The following is a 16,478-nucleotide window of genomic DNA, read 5'->3' as shown; positions in this document are numbered from 1 at the left end:
GCTAAGCCGCAATCACTATGATTTCCGGTTTTATTGAATCCATAATCCTAAGTGAAAGTGACGTATGCGGAGGAACCTGCGATCGCCTCCCTCAAAGATGCGCTGTTTCGAGGAGAAACTGCCCACAAACCACCGTCAGACACCTTTACTCACGGGAAAGATGGTGCCGTTCTCAACATTCCAACCGCAGAGGAGCCACCGCCCGGAACCTTTGCACATGGCGGTGATGCCACACGAGGGAATGTGGAACAAGGACTGGCAGAAGCAGCTATCCAGATCGATCAAACCTATGTCACGCAAGTGATCCATCACAACCCGATGGAACTGTCAGCTACAACAGCGGTTTGGGAGGGTGAACATCTGACGCTGTATGATGCGACACAGTGGATTTATGGCGATCGCAATGCCGTCGCTACTATGTTGGGCATTCCACAGGAACAGGTGCGCGTAATTTCTCACTTTGTTGGCGGTGGCTTTGGCTGCAAGTGCTTTACCTGGTCGCATGTGATTCTGGCGGCGATCGCGGCAAAGCAGGTCGGTAGACCCGTTAAAGTGGTGCTGACGCGGGAACAGATGTTTATGTCCGTGGGCTATCGCGCCTCTTCCTCTCAGCGCATCCAATTAGGCGCGAAACAGGACGGTACATTGACCGCGATTTCCCATGAGGGCATCGTCCAAACGTCTACGTTTGCCAACTATCCGACACCTGTGGGCTTACTCACACCAATGGTTTATGCCTGTCCCAATCTGCTTGTCAAGCACTATCTGATGCATGTGAATGCAGGCACACCAACCCAGATGCGTGCTCCCGGTGAAGCGCCAGGAATGTTTGCGCTGGAGTCGGCAATGGATGAACTGGCGTATGTATTGGACATTGATCCGATCGCTCTCCGGCTCCGCAACTATGCCGATGCTGATCCACAAAGCGGCAAACCTTGGTCGAGCAAATCACTCAAGGAGTGCTACCAGCAGGGAGCAGAACGGTTTGGCTGGGAAAAGCGCACTCCCAAACCGGGTTCCATGCAGGATGGTGACTTTTTGGTCGGTTGGGGAATGGCAACCGCTGCGTATCCCGTGTATCTGTCTCCTGCCGCTGCCCGCGTCAAAATCTTTACCGATGGACACGCCGTTGCCCAAAGCGGTTCCCATGAAATTGGTAACGGTACCTATACCGTGATGACTCAGCTTGCGGCTGAAGCACTGGGATTATCCCCTGAAAAAGTGCAGTTTGAATTGGGAGACACTAACTTACCGAACACCCCAATTACAGGAGCCTCCCGGACAGTAGGCAGTGTGGACCCGCAGTGCAAGCGGCTGCCAGAGCTGCCCGGAGTAAAGTGGTGCAAATGGCGATCGCTGATCCTGCTTCCCCACTCTATGGTGTAGATGAATCGCAAATTCGAGCGTTTGAGGGGTGCTTATTTTTGGAGCATAACCCTACACAAGAAGAAACCTATCAGAATATCCTGGCTCGTCACAATCTAGAGGTGATCGAAGCCTATCAAGAGACCTTTCCGCGTGATGCCGATGAAACTGATCGCAATAAAGTCTTTTCGGGTATCAATGCCTTGCGAGGTCCAGTCGATTCCCAGTATGCCATGTACAACTTTGGCGCGCATTTTGCCGAAGTAAAGATTAATCCTGTGTCGATGGAAGTGCGCGTTTCCCGATATGTGGGAGCCTTTGCCACTGGACGCATTCTTAACCCCAAAACTGCTGGCAGTCAGATTTTGGGTGGCATTGTCATGTGCATTGGCATGGCATTAATGGAAGAAACCATCACCGACCCCAATCTCGGTCGCATTGCTACTACCAGCCTTGCAGATTATCACGTCCCAGCACACATTCACATTGCTGGAATTGAGACCTTTTTTGTGGAAGAACACGATCCCTTCGTCAACGCTATTGGTACAAAGAGCGTGGGTGAAATTAGCACGGTCGGTTCAGCAGCAGCAATCGCCAATGCGGTCTACCACGCAACGGGTAGGCGAGTCAGAGACTTACCCATCCGATTAGAAAAATTACTGTGAGAGCCATGAGTGACCTGTCAACAATTCTCGATGCGTTTGAGGAGGCGAAGCGATCGGGTGAGCCACTAGCACTAGCCACAGTGGTTAACGTCAGTGGCTTCACCTATCGTCGTCCGGGAGCGCGAATGTTAATCATTAACTCTAGAGCAGACAGTAAACACAGGTTTTGAAGAAATTTTGAAGATGGAAAAAATTTACCATTGTGACGAAACTTCTAAGGTGAAGCGATCGCTTCTGAAACGGCTCACTGTGTACTCAACGACCTGATCATTCTGGTTGCAGGCTTGGCTACGCGTTACAAGCACAGGTCCTTTGGGAGAAATTTGCAGAAGTCTGGCATCTTCAGTAGAAGCCGATTCTGCTTCGATTAGCGTCCGGGTGCGGTGCAGTTCGACTCCGTAATGCTCTTTAAGCAAGCTATATAGGGAGTGCGCCCGGTAGATGAGAACAGGTAATTCTGGAAAGTTTTCGGAGACGAGATAGGAGAGGCTCACGCAGAGCGGTTTAAGCTCTGGAATCGTTGCATCTACTATTGGAGGCGTGGCTGACCGAAGAATTTTCACCTGAATGACGGGTATACCCACACTGATATTCAGCAATTCGGCAAGCTGTTGACCCGCAGGCATTATCTGACTACCGAGAACTTTGATGCAAGGCAAAAAGCCTAAACTAAACAGGCTTTGGGTAAAACTCGTTTTGTGATTGAGGGCGTAGTCAAGCTTTGCTTCCTTAACGAATGCACCGCGCCCTTGCAGTCGGTAAACCAGATCCTTCTCGACTAACGCAGTAATGGCTCGACGAGCCGTAAGCCGATGGACTCCGTACTGTGTTGCCAACTCATTCTCAGAAGGGAGGCGATCGCCTGGCTTGTAGTCACCAGCCACAATCTTTGCCATCAATTTAGTGGCAATTTGATCATAGAGGTGATCGTCATTGCAATGCATAGAGGAATTGAGAATGAAGGATGAGAAACTGAGAAGGTAGAAAAGTTTTACACTCTCAATTTCCCTACATTTTACAACTTGATTCTCCATCCTCTAGTTCAATAGAACACAGTGTATCGGCATGACTACCGTATTCGCCTTGTCTGTAGACTGTGAGTTTTTGCATCATATTTGAGCACAAGGGTAGTAGGGTTTCCACTAAGTCTCGGATACGTGCCTGATTTTCCGGGGTAAGCGGGTTGAGCACTCTACCTAGAGTGATATGAGGTTGAAAAGCATCACCAATGAAGCGGTAACCGTAAGTTAGGTAATTAGATTGCTCTAATGAGCTGTAGTGGGTAACGTCTTTCTGGCGATCGCTCTCGGTCAAAAACATTGCAGCTTTGAGGCGCTGAAAGACGAACTGATGTGCATCATAGAAAAATGGATTGCGACTTGGAATTAAGAAGTACCAGCCTAATGCTTTGCATTCCAACTCAGTTAACTGGAGACTTAGGTCATACTGCTGATTCACATAGTAATCTCGTAGTTCGGTGAGAAGTTGCATCCAATCAACCGAGTCATGAAAGCGTCCTTGCAGCAATGTGATGTGAGGTAAATTGCGATCGCTGCCAAGCTCAGGTTGAAGCGGACAAATTGAAGTGGCTTGTTTTTGTAATTGTGCGATCGCTTCAATCATTTCACTATTTGGAATCATTGCAATGCCAAATTTCATACTTTTACAATCTGGATTATTTATGTAAGGTAAAGGAACATCGCATTCCCTCTTTCAGCAGCATCTTTGTAGTAATTCACAAGCGGTTCGTAAGTATAATTAAATAAATACTCAAATTTATCTTCTTCCCAACCTTTAAATCGTAGTCTCTCTCTGATTTGTGAATGAGAAAGGGTGTACAGGGCTTCTACAACCTGTGCAATCTCACTATCAGTTAAGTACCTCACAAGATTGTAAGTTGCTGAATAATTTATTTCTAAACCGCCTAGGACTGCATTGATTGAAGGTAAATGGTCTTCCTCATTCTTGCCAACTAAGAAATCTGGGCGAACTGGATACTCGCATCCTGTAAAAAAGAAATGTAATCGATTCCAAGTTTTATCAATATTCAGACATTTAGTTTTACCTTCAAAAATTATAGATAGTATATCCAATCTTGGATTCTCAAACCCATGAGGCTTTTCTTTTTTCAACTTTTCCAAAGTTTCTACAGCAGAATTACTAAGTTCATTAAACCATTCAACATCATCAGGATCGTTTGGGTTAATTGTAACCTCCTGCCAAAACTCGGAATCTGGTAAGTACTTTGCATTAAAGAACAATTCTGCAAAATCTGGATATTCCTTCAAACTCTGTAATAAATAAGGAGATACTTGCTTGAATTCTGCTGTTATTCCCACGTTCAACTCCCACCGAGCTAACTATAGCCAAATCTACAAGTCTTTGTACTTGCAAGCATAAACCATTTCCCCAGATACCCAGGTCGTTGTAACTTGGGGCAAGTTGTTGACATGCTGTACAGCAATCAGATCAGATCGTTTTCCTACGGCGATTTCACCACGATCGCTCAGTTCTAACGCATCAGCAGGATTAACCGTTACCAGTGCAATTGCTTGTGGTAACGTTAATTCGGAGATTTCTGGTAGACGAAAGATAGCCGCAAGCAGCGCACCGGGATTGTAGTCGGAGCAGAGGCAGCTAGCCACATGGTTATGGATGGCGGCGATCGCCTTCATGGAACCACTCTGGCTTTGCCCGCGTAGGATGTTGGGTGCACCAAAGATAGTAGACATGCCCAATGATTTCGCCGTTTCAGCCGTTTCTAAATTGACTGGAAATTCGCTGAGTTTGACACCCAGGTTTGCCATTGTTTGCACTCGCTCCGGAGTGTCATCATCATGGCTGGCAATTTGCACGTTTTGGTGAAGTGCTTTCGTGATTAGAGTTTCAATGCGCGATCGTGCCCCTGCTGCATTTTCTAGCTTTTGGTGTGCCATCGCTTCGGCTTCAGCCATTGTTTTCTTGTAGGTTCGTGAAATGTAGTTCTGGTATGCTTGCAAGTCTTTAAACTGTCCCTGTCCTGGTGTGTGATCCATCAATGACACTAGATGCATTGCGTTTTCAGACAGCAAATCTAGAAGAATTGGTAATCCAATCGGATCAGTGATTTCATAGCGACAGTGAACTCGATTATCGACCAGCCCATGAGGTTGGTAAGCATGAATGGCACGAACAATTTCAGCGGCAGTGTCGTTGTTGCGAACACCTAACTCCTCATGGGCAAAGGAAATTGCATGAAAGGGCGTGGTGATGCCTGCCATTGCATTACGACGATCGATTTGAGCAATGGCAAAGTCCATTGGAAATAAAGCACCGGGACGCGGTTCAATTTCTTTCTCGATCGCATCGCAATGCAAATCAATCATTCCTGGCATCAGAATCTTACCAGTTAAGTCAATCACATCAGCAGTTGTCGTGATGATTGGATTAATGGCAGCAATCACACCATCTTCAACGAGTAACGAAGCGTTTTCTAGGATTTCATCAGCCAGAACAATTTGAGCATTCGCTAACAAAGTTTTCATAGGAAATGGAGAGTTAAGAATGGAGAAAAGAGCATTGGAGTTGGAAATCAAGAATGAAGGCTGCTGATATTTTTACACTCTTCATTCGTAATTCTCAATTCTTTACTAAAGTCTGCTAACTCCTTGACGAGTTGTGGATCATGAAAGATGGCTAAGATGCCTGTACCCGCCTTTTTAAGACTCTGAATCATCTGAATGACTCGTTCTACTGAAGCACGATCGAGACTAGCAGTCGGTTCATCCAGCAACAACAGGCGAGGACGCAAAATCATCGCTCTAGCTAAATTAACTCGCTGTTTCTCTCCTCCTGAAAAGGTACTGGGCGAGATTTCCCAGAGGCGTTCTGGTAGATGAATTTCAGCCAGTAATCCCTTTGCCTGGATTCTTGCCTCAGCGCGATCGATGCCTAAATCAAATAAGGGCTTTGCAACAACATCGATCGTGGACTGTCTGGGTAAGCAATGGAGAAACTGAGTCACAAAGCTGATTTCTGTACGTCGTAATTGAATAATTTCCCGTTCATTCGCTTGAACTAAATCAATCCAATCCCCTTCGTCAGTGCAATAATCAATAATTCCTGCATTCGGTAAGTAAGTTCGGTAGATACATTTAAGTAAACTTGATTTTCCAACGCCGGAGGGTCCAGTTAATGCAGTCAGTTTGCCTGCTCGAACGTCTAAAGACACCTCTTGCATTGAAGGAATGTGCTTTCCTTGCTCATGCAAAAAGAAGTGCTTACTTAAGTTTTTGACGCATAAAATCGGTGTTGCTGTCATTTGCTTTTACCTCACAGAGCCGATGCAACGAGTTGTTGGGTATACGCATGTTGGGGGTCTTCCAGAATTTGATCCGTTAGACCAGCTTCCACAATGCGTCCGTATTTCATCACTAAAGTTCGGGCTGCTAGAAGGCGAATGACTCCTAAATCGTGAGTGACAACTATCATGGCAATATGTAACTCCTGCTGTAGTTGCAGAATTAAATCAAGAATCTTTGCCTGAACCGATAAATCTAATCCGGTTGTGACTTCATCTAGGAACAGTAGTGGAGGTTTGGTTGCCAATGCGCGAGCAATCTGAACACGCTGTTGCATTCCACCGGAAAAGTTGTTAGGTAACTCATCCATCCGCTCGGTCAAAAACTCGGTGTGGGCAAGGATGGTTTGGGCGCGATCGCGAATCTCACTGTAACTTGACCAATCACTCATTAATAGACGTTCTGCAATATTGCCGCCTGCGGATACCCGAAAATTTAAGCCTAAATGTGGATTCTGGTAAACTATGCTAAATTTATGATTGCGTAGCCATCGCTGTTTAGCGGCATTGAGGGCAAACAAATCATAGGTCTTTTCAGCATTAAAGAATTTAGCATTGCCGCTGGTTGGTATTTGGTCAAAAAACAGCAGCTTTACTAATGTTGATTTCCCGCTGCCGGACTCACCCATAATCCCCAAAATCTCTCCTTGACTCAAGTCAAAGGAGATGTTGAGTGCTGCAACTAAACTTCCGCAATCCGAACAAATATTGGTATTTGCTTGAGGACCTGTCGTAACCGGACAACGAGAACAGCCTGAACCGTAAATTTTGGTTAGTTGCCGTACTTCCAAAATCTTATTCATTCTGTCCTCCTAATTGACTGTTGCAAAAGTCAGTGTCGGAACACTGATAAATCTTCTTGTCTATTTCATTCATCAACTCATCTAGAAAGCTGGTTGTTGAACCGCAGCGATCGCAGGCACGGCGCTGACCATTCTCATCAGTAAAATCTTCAACACGGAAAGGAATATCACTAAAGGAGAGCGGTTCAGCGTTGGTGTAGGGTGGCACGGCATAAATTTTCTTCTCTCTGCCAGCACCAAACAGATACAAGGCTTCTGCTTGATGCAGTTTGGGTACATCGAAGCGGGGAATGGGAGAAGGATCAATCACGTAAAAGCCATTGATGCGAGTGGGATAGCGGTGAGAAATTGTGATTTCCTTAAACTTCACCATATCCTCGTATAGCTTCACCCAGAGCCGCGCATAATCGCCTTCCCCATGCATCATTTTGCGTTTTTCTTCGCTGGGTTCAACGACAATTAAGGGATCGGGGTAGGGAACCTGAAGCACTAAAATTTGCCCTAATTTGAGTGGTATTTCTGGGATGCGGTGACGAGTTTGAACAATGGTGGCTTCCGAAGTCTGTTTAGTCAACGTAACTCCAGGACAAGTTTCAGCTATGAACTTGCGAATATTGACCGCATTGACTGAATCATCACTGCCTTGGTCAATCACTTTTAGAATGTCATCGCTTCCCAATAACGACAGAGTAATTTGCAATCCCCCTGTACCAAAACCACGAGCGATCGGCATTTCACGCGAGGCATAGGGCACTTGATAGCCAGGAATAGCAACTGCTTTCAGTAGACTCCGACGAATTTCCTTCTTGGCATATTCATCCAGAAAACCGAACTGGTAGGAAGATTGGGAATGGAGAAGGGAGAATTGAGAATGACGAGTAAGTAGCTGCATAGGAATTGAGAACGGAGAATGACGAGTTGAGAATTTAGAGTGAGGCGTTAAGAACTGGGGATTAGAGATTAATTTTTTCTACATTCTTCATTCCTCATTCTTCATTCTTTGAGTAATTCGGAGTCGGTCTAAGTCTGATTGGAACGTCACATAATGGGGCATTTTGTAGTGGGATGCGAAACCCATTGATTCAATGCCGTCAATGTGCAACAGGACAAATTCAGGATCTTCAGAAGGATTATCAGGTTTATGTTTCATTCCTTTTTGCAGCGCCCGATCGAGGATTGCCATTGCGATCGCTTTCACTTCGTTATGTCCAAAACATGCACCATATCCTAAACCAAACGTTGGTATATTCTGGTTGGCTTCGGCCTCGTACATAGCAACGACTTCGCATTCAGTCATCAACACTTCGCCAACTTCGACCAGTTCGCCTGTAATGGGATGAGGCATCTGTACAGGTAAATAGCCAACACGCAATTCAGCAACGGTGGGATGAATGTCACCATACCCGCGCATATTGGAGTAGGCGATCGCTAAGATTGATCCGGTTTCTGCCCGTGCCATTGTTGCCAGTGCTGCTGATCGTGATACCGGAAACACCAGTGGCTCGCGGGTGATGTCAAATGGGCGATCGGGATGTTCAGCGATCGAAGGCAACAGTCCTTCCTGACGTAGACTATCTAGCACTTTCGGAAAGGTTGTTGGTAAGGCTTCAGGAGGTGACTCTTTCAACCAGAGCTTGGCAATTCTGCGGAATTGTTCGGGCGATTCATCTAGCAATTCAAACCGAAATAAACGCTGCAAATAGTCGGAGGTTGGTCCTAACATCTGTCCACCCGGAATATCTTTGAAGGCAGCAGAAATGCGACGAATCAGACGCATATTTTTACCACTTTGCAACGGTGTTTCGTTTAAGCGAGGACGAGTGGAACGATACGCCCGCAGGTAAAAGGCAGCTTCTAACGTGTCTCCTGCACTTTGCTTAATGGCTAGAGATGCCAGTTCTGGATGATACAGCCCACCTTCCGACAAGACACGACCATGAAGAAAATGGAGCTGATGTTGAATTTGCTCTAGGGACAAAGGGTTTGCTGCGACAGAGTGAGTTCTCAAAAACTCCAATAGTTCTTGAGCCTGTTCAATTGCAGCCTCTCCACCTTTAATTGCAATGTAACCCATGATGATTTTAGATTTTGGATTTTAGATTTTGGATTTTGATGCTTCTTGGGATTGCCATAATTTGGGCAGAGGTCACTAAGCATAGGTCTACTCCCAAAGGAAAGTTTTCAACCCACTGCTGACGGTACATAAACCATTCTGAATGAAAGCCCATGATCGAAGTTTGTCGTGCTCCATTCACTCCTGGTCCTGTTAATTGAAGGGATAGATCACCGATACCCAGAGTTTCACCTTGAAGTATTAATGTTGCTCCTTTTTCTGGATTAGGTAGTTCTCCTAAGTTAGGAGAAAAGCCATCTTGAGGGGGTTTGGTAGCGTCTTTGATAACGAAGTTAGCGATCGCTGAGGGAGCAGTAGACGCTTGTAGAAGATGGCGATCGTTTTTACTGATCAATCCATCTTCGTCACTTAAACTCACCGTTCCATCTAGCAAGGTTGCCAACACTCCCACCAATGCTGAAGACTTACCCAAATAATGACTCAAATCAGCAATCTCTCCCGGTAAGCTCATGCAATTAAGCAAAGCATGAAAAATCTTCTGCTGCGTTTCCGCCTGCCAAATAGCATCAACTGTTATCATCATTCTCCATTCTCCATTCTTCGTTCCTCATCCTCACTCAACAAGGCGAAATTCACTCTGGTTTTCGCCAACATCAATCCTCGCTGTTGGTCTTCCCAGGTACGTTTTTCCATTCCTTGTTGAATTAGTTCTGCAACCTTCTGCCATCCTGACAACTGATGCGTCATCACAGCATCACACACTGCAAGCGCAACGGCTAATTCGGCTGAATCATCCATCACTTGGGCTGCACCCTCAAAGCTTTCTTGAGCAGAATTTGTCAGCTCGATCCAGGCACAGGCGAGCGGAATTTCGCCTAAGTAGTAGGGTTCGTGGAATACACCGTCTGCCATTTGCAGTAAGCTCAATCCAGCTTGAGGTAACGCCTTGTAGTTGACTTGCCAGTTGAATGTCAATTGTTCTGCTAATGACTGAATGGTTTGAGAAGGATGGGCGGTTAAGGCTCTAACCCATTGACTTTGAGGAATCATGATAATTTGCCTCTCAACCAATTGGAGAGGTAATCAATACCCACGATCGTGAAAATAATAATGAAAATGAGTGCAGCTGCCTGGTCATATTGAAAGAAGCGCAAGTTTGCATTTAGCTCGACTCCAATGCCACCAGCACCCACCAGTCCTAAAACGGTTGCCACTCTCACATTGCGATCAAAACTATAGAGGGTATATCCTGCAACTTCTCGCAAAATAGACGGATAAGCCGCAAACATGACGAGTTGCAGAAAATTAGCTCCGGTTGTCTGTACCGCCTCATAGATGCCCTTATCAACCCGCTCCATACTCTCCGCTACAAACTTTCCTAAAAAGCCGGTCATGTGCAGTCCCAAAGCGCATACTCCTGGCAAAGGACCTAATCCCAGCGCCGTGACCAGAATGAGGGCAAAGAGCAAATCGGGAATTGATAGTAAAAAGTTGAGCAATTCACGCACAGCCCGATAAATCACGGGATGAGGAGAAATATTCTTGGCGGCAAGGGGTGCCAGGAAGAAGCTGGTGACGAACGCAAAGGCAGTTCCCCACACAGCGATCGCCAATGTTTCCAGCATCAACTTGAGGTACTTTCCTAAGTCGCTAAAATCGGGCGATCGATACTGCCCGATGTACTCAACAATATCTCCAAGTCCTTGCAGCAGGCTTTTGAATGAAATATCCAAATGAATGATAACCAGACCCACTGTTAGAAGCCATAAACTTAGCCAAAGGGGATGCCAATTAATGGGTCGTTTGGGCAGTGGGGGTAGTTGAGCAGTGTTCATGGTTAAATAATTCGCGATCGCAATTGATTCGAGATCCGATTTAGCAGCGTTACAGCCAAATAAATTGCCAGCATGATCATCACCAGTTGGCTGTAGCTAAACAGGCGCAGTGACATTACCAGTTCATAACCAATACCACCCGCACCCACTAAACCCAATACCGTCGCTGAACGGATGTTGTTGTCGAGGATGTAGAGAACTGTGCCAATTAAATCAGGAAATGCCTGTGGTAATGTCGCAAAGGTGATGCGTTGCAACCATCCTGCTCCTGTTGCGGTGATTCCTTCGATCGCTTTGCCATCCACCACTTCAATACTCTCAGCAAACAGTTTTGCCATAAATCCAATCGTTACGCAGGTCAACGCCATTACACCTGGTAAAGGACCTAATCCCACTGCTGAGACAAAGATCAATGCCCACACCATGTCTGGCAATGCTCGCATTAAACTCAATCCATTCCGAATGACATGGGAAATCGCAGGGTGAGGGCTAGTGTTATGAGCCGCCAGGATGCTCAACGGCAAGCTGAAAAACAATGCTAGAGTTGCACTGAGAAATCCCATTTCCACCGTTTGCAGCAGTTTCATACCAAGCGTTGGTAGGTAGCTCCAGTCAGGCACGGAGATTAGCTGTCGGACAAAATCGAGCAGTTTTCCAACAGAACGAACGATGTGAATGGGATTCATCTCCACCATTGAGGCAGTGCTGCCCAGTACCAGCAGGATGACTAACAGCAATGCAACGAAAGATAGCGGCGGAAAGCCATTAGGAGTGGACCACTGCCACTTCCAGGTTAGGGTCTTCATCAGTACCACCGTCCTCACGACGATAAATAATTTGCAGCGTACTTTGTTCAGTCACTAATTCGGTTGGTGTACCATCGAACACAACTTGACCCTGTTTAATCCCGATGATGCGATCGGCAAACCTCATCGCCAGTTCCACCTGATGCAAACTCGCAATCACCGTTACACCATCGTTTTTACAGATCTCCAGCAGCAATTCCATAATCTCTTCACTGGTGACAGGGTCAAGACTTGCAACGGGTTCATCTGCGAGAATCACAGCGGGTTGTTGGGCTAAAGCACGGGCGATCGCCACACGTTGTTGCTGCCCACCCGAAAGCCGACTAGCACGGTTCCACGCTTTCTCTGTCAAATCGACCCGCGCCAAAGCCCAGTGAGCGATGTCATAGTCCTTTTTGGGGAACAGGTACAACAAACTTTCCCACCAGGAACGGTGATGCAATCTGCCCGTTAGCACATTGGTCATCACATTAAGACGACCGACTAAGTTGAACTGTTGAAAGACCATGCCGACTTTAGCGCGAATGCTGCGACGACTTTTGGCAGTGAGTTGGCGATCGCCAATCCAAATTTCACCATTACTGGGAGTTTCCAGCCCATTGAGCATTCGTAACAGGGTTGACTTTCCCGCGCCACTCGGTCCCAAGATGACCGTAAACTCACCTGAATTAATTGTCAGTGTTGTTGCATGAAGGGCTTGAAACCCATTCTCGTAGCGCTTGCTGACTTGATTGATTTGAATTAAAAACATAGGGAGAATGAGGATGAGGGGTGGAGAATGAAGAATGAAGAATGGAGGATGAAGAATGAGAGGTGAAAGAATCAATGAATTAGGAATTTGGCTTGATTTCTACATTCTTCATTCCCAATTCTCAATTCCCTCTACATTCTCCATTCTCAATTCCTTTTATTTCGCCATCTGTTCGCGCTTCAGACCCAGTTCCTTCACCATATCTCGAATGGGTTGGTATGCCGCTGCATCGGTAGCATCATAGCGAATGATGTTTCCGTAGCCTGTCACTTTAATGTCTTTATGTGCAGTTAGAATTGCATCCTTAATTTTCTGCTTAGCTGTGCTATCTAGATCGTTGCGGTAGACCAAAGGAGAGCCTGGCAGTGGATCAGATTGTAGCAGAATCCGATTGCTTTCTTTGGTAATCAGCCCTTTACCGAGCATCTTTTCGTAGGTAATGTCGTTGTCTGCGGCGGCTTCCACAGTTTTGTTTTTGACGGCAAGTTCAGAGGCATCATGCGTACCAGCATAGGTCAATTTACCAAAAAACTCTTGAGGAGTTTGACCGGTCTTTTTCTTGACCAGGTAACTGGGTACAAGTGCGCCTGAGGTGGAAGCCGGATCGACAAAGGCAACCGTCTTACCCTTTAAATCTTCCAACGATTTCAGGGGAGAATCTCCGGGTACAACAAATAAGCTGCGGTAGGTAGACTGACCATTATCTCGCACACCTACAGCGAAGGCTTCTGCTCCAGCCTCCTGCTCTGCCAATATGTAGGACAATGGACCAAACCAGGCAAGGTCTACTCGATCTTTCTTCATTGCTTCAATGACACCCGCATAGTCTGTTGCCTGAAAGACTTTGACTGGACAGCCAACTTTCTGCTCGATATAGGCACGCATCGGTTCAAACTTCTGCGCCATTTCCTGATTATTCTCAGCCGGAATCAGCCCCATAATGATTTCTGACTTACCGCTAGGACAAGCAGATGTGGATGGCCGCTGAGCGGATGCGGGCACAGCAGAAGGACTTTGCTGAGAAGTGTTTCCTTGATTACTTGCCTGATTGCAAGCAACTAGGGAGGGAAGCAGAACAAGTGCGGTGGTTAAAACGTTTCTGCGAAGCATGGGTGATTAGCTCCTGTATAAGGATAGAGAGAATTTGAAGGCTATTGGACTGAGTCAACGATCGGACAGTTTGATTTGTAGCAATTTCAGCGATCACCATCAAGCAGTTTGAGTCTGTGCAACGTTAGAAACTTGGAACGAGTTCTTTGAGGGAAGTGAAGCTGAATCAGCTTTGCATTCAGAATATTGGAAGACAGTTAAATCCAAAGGGGACGAGCCATTAAATCTCCCTTATCAACTTGTCTATATAAGTTCCTTGCTTGTCAGAAATGCACCGTTCTGACAAGCTCTTACCAGTCTATACAAGCTGGAAATATGGTTCCAACTTAAAAATTTAGATACGGGGACTGTTACACCTATCTCCATTCTTTCTTGATTGAACGTCGGTCTTATTAACTCGTTAGAAGTCGGCAGTTGGCATAGATATTTCTTGCTTGTATAGACAATTAAAGTCTAAGTCAAAGCTGTTTCTTTACGTAAACCAATCAACTTGTCTACCTCGAACAATAAGCAAGGTTTAATTGGTTCCCTCCTTCAGACTTAATCAACTCCCCGTAGTCTAAAACCAAGCTTCTGAAAGCAATTTAGCGAAGGCAGAAGCTCTGATCATTTGTGGAGTAGGAGAAGATAACCTGTGATGAATATTCGATGGAATTGCTTCTTAGTGCCAACGCTTCTAAGTGCTGCTGTTATGACTGCTGCGATCTCCAAACCTGCTCGTGCGGCTGAAGCATCAGAAGTGCCTGGAGATGTACCAATGGGTCAAGTAACTTCTGTTTCTCAGCTTTCTGATGTTAAGCCTACAGACTGGGCTTTTCAAGCATTACAATCTCTGGTAGAACGATATGGCTGCATTGTCGGATACCCCGATAAAACTTATCGGGGCAATCGCGCTTTGACACGCTACGAGTTTGCTGCTGGACTCAACGCTTGTATAGACCGAATTAACGAGTTAATTGCAGCCGGTACTGCTGATTTTATCAAGAAAGAAGACTTAATAGCGGTACAAAAGATGCAAGAAGAATTTGCAGCGGAATTGGCGACGCTACGCGGTCGTGTAGACACGCTAGAAGCCCGCGCAGCTACTTTAGAGAAGCAGCAATTCTCGACAACTACTAAGTTGAATGCAGAGGTTGTTTTTGCGATCGCAGGTGCTTTTGGCTCCGATCGAGCGATCACATCCGACCAGCAACGACGAGTTGATGCGGGTACTCCAAAATCTACATTCTTAGGAGCCAATCCAGATGTGCAAGATAATCCAATTTTTGGCGATCGCGTTCGTCTCAACTTCGACACTAGCTTCACGGGCAAAGATCGTTTAAGAGCTAGACTACAAGCCAGAAACATCACTTCATTTAGTGGAGCCGTCACAGGCACCAACATGACCCGTTTAGGTTTCGAGGGCAATGAATCCAATGCTATCAACTTGTCCCTTTTGGAATATCGCTTCCCATTAGGAAAAACAACCACGATCGTGATAGGAGGAGGACAACCAGACGGCATTGAGTACAACGATAACGTTCCAATTTTGAATCCCGGATTTGGTCCCAGTGGTACAGGAGCAATCTCTCGGTTCGGACGGTTCAGCCCAGTCTATCGTGTCGCTACAGGTTCGGGAATCATCCTCAATCAAAAGTTGGGTAAGGCATTTAACCTTTCGATAGGGTATGTGGTGCCGAGCGCGATCGCGAGTGACCCCAGTAATGGAGCAGGTCTTTTCAATGGAACCTACACAGCTCTTGCTCAACTAACCTTCCAGCCAACACCGCAGTTTGGGATTGGCTTCACCTATGCCAATTCCTATTACAAAAACGGTACTGGCTTAACCGGCGGCACCGGAAGTGGATTTGCCAATGCTCCCTTTACAGCTTCAGCAACTACATCTGTTCCCACTTCAGCAGATAACTTTGGTATCGAAGCATCCTATCGAGTCAGTCCTCGCTTTGTCATTTCGGGATGGGGTGGTTACATTCATGCCAAAGCCAAAAATTCTATTGGTACTGGTTTGACTCAAACGGTTTCTAGGGGAGATGAAGCAGATATTTGGCATTGGGCAATCACCCTAGGATTTCCAGATTTGGGCAAAAAAGGTAATTTTGCAGGGATTGTGTTTGGTTCTCCTCCCAGAACAACATCTAACAACTATGGAATTTCTGCCCCGACTACTGTATCTCCTCGCCGTACAGACAGAGATGCCTCTTACCATGCAGAGGGATTCTTTCGCTTTCAACTAACTGAAAACATCGCAATTACTCCCGGTGTAATTGTCATTTTTAATCCAGAAGGAAACAACAAAAATGATACAGAATACGTAGGAACTATCCGGACAACCTTTTCTTTTTAAGTTCTCCAGCTAACTTCTTCGCAGTTTTTAGCACTCTGTTTGAGGCATGTGGATGAGAGCGATCGCCCTCAACGGCAAAATCGGACTCACACCCTCTCACAAACCGCAAAAACACAAACATATTTTTCTGCACGGCATAAACCCAAATCATGCAGAAGCTCCTTTTTTCCACAGCCTAGCGTTTGTGTCCAGACAGCGCAGCATCACCTTCGGCTACCCATCCTTTTGGTAAGCATATTCTTGGGATTGCGACGATGGCGATTCATTGCCATTGCCATTGCGATCACGTCCAGTGCCGCTCATTTCTCAACGTTCCGACGGAAGGTAATGTTTTCGGTAGTGCGTCAAAGAATGGTGGGTCGAGTAAAGTAGGGAGACCGCTACTT

General features: G+C 46.1%; 18 protein-coding genes. 4 read left to right on the top strand and 14 right to left on the bottom strand.

Annotated features, from left to right (window positions below):
* Positions 1-51: 51 nt before the first annotated feature.
* Genes AC5JLP_RS31410 through AC5JLP_RS31400 form a run of 3 tightly spaced genes read left to right on the top strand, consistent with a single transcriptional unit; the run spans position 52 to position 2,200 of the window.
* A complete protein-coding gene (locus AC5JLP_RS31410; protein WP_496071797.1) occupies positions 52-1,386 on the top strand; it encodes a xanthine dehydrogenase family protein molybdopterin-binding subunit in 1,335 nt (444 codons plus the stop codon).
* The gene (locus tag AC5JLP_RS31405; protein ID WP_496071796.1) at positions 1,347-2,030 is read left to right on the top strand and encodes a xanthine dehydrogenase family protein molybdopterin-binding subunit; all 684 of its coding nucleotides are present in this window, start codon (positions 1,347-1,349) and stop codon (positions 2,028-2,030) included. The genes AC5JLP_RS31410 and AC5JLP_RS31405 overlap by 40 nt, the downstream gene beginning before the upstream one ends.
* 5 nt (positions 2,031-2,035) lie before the next feature.
* Positions 2,036-2,200 carry an XdhC family protein gene (locus tag AC5JLP_RS31400; protein ID WP_496071795.1) on the top strand — a complete coding sequence of 55 codons (165 nt, stop codon included), beginning with the start codon at positions 2,036-2,038 and terminating at the stop codon, positions 2,198-2,200.
* Positions 2,201-2,224: 24 nt separating this feature from the next.
* Here the strand turns inward: AC5JLP_RS31400 and phnF are convergent, their stop codons facing one another.
* From phnF to phnD, 14 genes are all read right to left on the bottom strand, one after another.
* Entirely contained in the window at positions 2,225-2,974 is a 750-nt protein-coding gene (gene phnF / locus AC5JLP_RS31395; RefSeq protein ID WP_496071794.1) for a phosphonate metabolism transcriptional regulator PhnF, read from the bottom strand.
* A 64-nt stretch (positions 2,975-3,038) separates the two neighbouring features.
* A complete protein-coding gene (locus AC5JLP_RS31390; RefSeq protein WP_496071793.1) occupies positions 3,039-3,689 on the bottom strand; it encodes a hypothetical protein in 651 nt (216 codons plus the stop codon).
* A gap of 20 nt (positions 3,690-3,709) precedes the next feature.
* Entirely contained in the window at positions 3,710-4,369 is a 660-nt protein-coding gene (locus tag AC5JLP_RS31385; protein WP_496071792.1) for a DUF1877 family protein, read from the bottom strand.
* Positions 4,370-4,402: 33 nt separating this feature from the next.
* Positions 4,403-5,554, bottom strand: coding sequence for an alpha-D-ribose 1-methylphosphonate 5-triphosphate diphosphatase (locus AC5JLP_RS31380; RefSeq protein ID WP_496071791.1), 1,152 nt, complete (start codon positions 5,552-5,554; stop codon positions 4,403-4,405).
* Between the two features lie 47 nt (positions 5,555-5,601).
* Positions 5,602-6,330 (bottom strand): phosphonate C-P lyase system protein PhnL, encoded by a 729-nt coding sequence (phnL, locus tag AC5JLP_RS31375; protein ID WP_496071790.1) that lies wholly within the window; start codon positions 6,328-6,330, stop codon positions 5,602-5,604.
* Positions 6,331-6,341: 11 nt separating this feature from the next.
* The gene (locus AC5JLP_RS31370; protein ID WP_496071789.1) at positions 6,342-7,172 is read right to left on the bottom strand and encodes an ATP-binding cassette domain-containing protein; all 831 of its coding nucleotides are present in this window, start codon (positions 7,170-7,172) and stop codon (positions 6,342-6,344) included.
* Positions 7,165-8,064: an alpha-D-ribose 1-methylphosphonate 5-phosphate C-P-lyase PhnJ gene (locus tag AC5JLP_RS31365; RefSeq protein ID WP_496071788.1), complete on the bottom strand. Its 900-nt coding sequence runs from the start codon at positions 8,062-8,064 to the stop codon at positions 7,165-7,167. Before AC5JLP_RS31365 ends, AC5JLP_RS31370 begins: the two co-directional genes overlap by 8 nt.
* 87 nt (positions 8,065-8,151) lie before the next feature.
* Positions 8,152-9,246, bottom strand: a complete 1,095-nt coding sequence (locus tag AC5JLP_RS31360; RefSeq protein WP_496071787.1) for a carbon-phosphorus lyase complex subunit PhnI — start codon at positions 9,244-9,246, stop codon at positions 8,152-8,154.
* A gap of 7 nt (positions 9,247-9,253) precedes the next feature.
* The gene (gene phnH, locus AC5JLP_RS31355) at positions 9,254-9,829 is read right to left on the bottom strand and encodes a phosphonate C-P lyase system protein PhnH (protein ID WP_496071786.1); all 576 of its coding nucleotides are present in this window, start codon (positions 9,827-9,829) and stop codon (positions 9,254-9,256) included.
* Positions 9,826-10,296, bottom strand: coding sequence for a phosphonate C-P lyase system protein PhnG (gene phnG, locus AC5JLP_RS31350; protein WP_496071785.1), 471 nt, complete (start codon positions 10,294-10,296; stop codon positions 9,826-9,828). The genes phnH and phnG overlap by 4 nt, the downstream gene beginning before the upstream one ends.
* The gene (gene phnE, locus AC5JLP_RS31345; protein WP_496071784.1) at positions 10,293-11,081 is read right to left on the bottom strand and encodes a phosphonate ABC transporter, permease protein PhnE; all 789 of its coding nucleotides are present in this window, start codon (positions 11,079-11,081) and stop codon (positions 10,293-10,295) included. The genes phnG and phnE (AC5JLP_RS31345) overlap by 4 nt, the downstream gene beginning before the upstream one ends.
* 2 nt (positions 11,082-11,083) lie before the next feature.
* Positions 11,084-11,887 (bottom strand): phosphonate ABC transporter, permease protein PhnE, encoded by an 804-nt coding sequence (phnE, locus tag AC5JLP_RS31340; protein WP_496071783.1) that lies wholly within the window; start codon positions 11,885-11,887, stop codon positions 11,084-11,086.
* Positions 11,847-12,638: a phosphonate ABC transporter ATP-binding protein gene (phnC, locus tag AC5JLP_RS31335; protein ID WP_496071782.1), complete on the bottom strand. Its 792-nt coding sequence runs from the start codon at positions 12,636-12,638 to the stop codon at positions 11,847-11,849. The genes phnE (AC5JLP_RS31340) and phnC overlap by 41 nt, the downstream gene beginning before the upstream one ends.
* A 156-nt stretch (positions 12,639-12,794) precedes the next feature.
* Entirely contained in the window at positions 12,795-13,748 is a 954-nt protein-coding gene (gene phnD / locus AC5JLP_RS31330) for a phosphonate ABC transporter substrate-binding protein (RefSeq protein ID WP_496071781.1), read from the bottom strand.
* A 637-nt stretch (positions 13,749-14,385) separates the two neighbouring features.
* Between phnD and AC5JLP_RS31325 the strand changes: the two genes are divergently transcribed.
* Positions 14,386-16,092 carry an iron uptake porin gene (locus AC5JLP_RS31325; protein ID WP_496071798.1) on the top strand — a complete coding sequence of 569 codons (1,707 nt, stop codon included), beginning with the start codon at positions 14,386-14,388 and terminating at the stop codon, positions 16,090-16,092.
* Positions 16,093-16,478 lie beyond the last annotated feature (386 nt).

It is taken from the genome of Stenomitos rutilans (assembly GCF_059505485.1).
The sequence above is the reverse complement of the archived record's forward strand: the minus strand, read 5'-3'. Positions and strand labels throughout refer to the sequence as shown.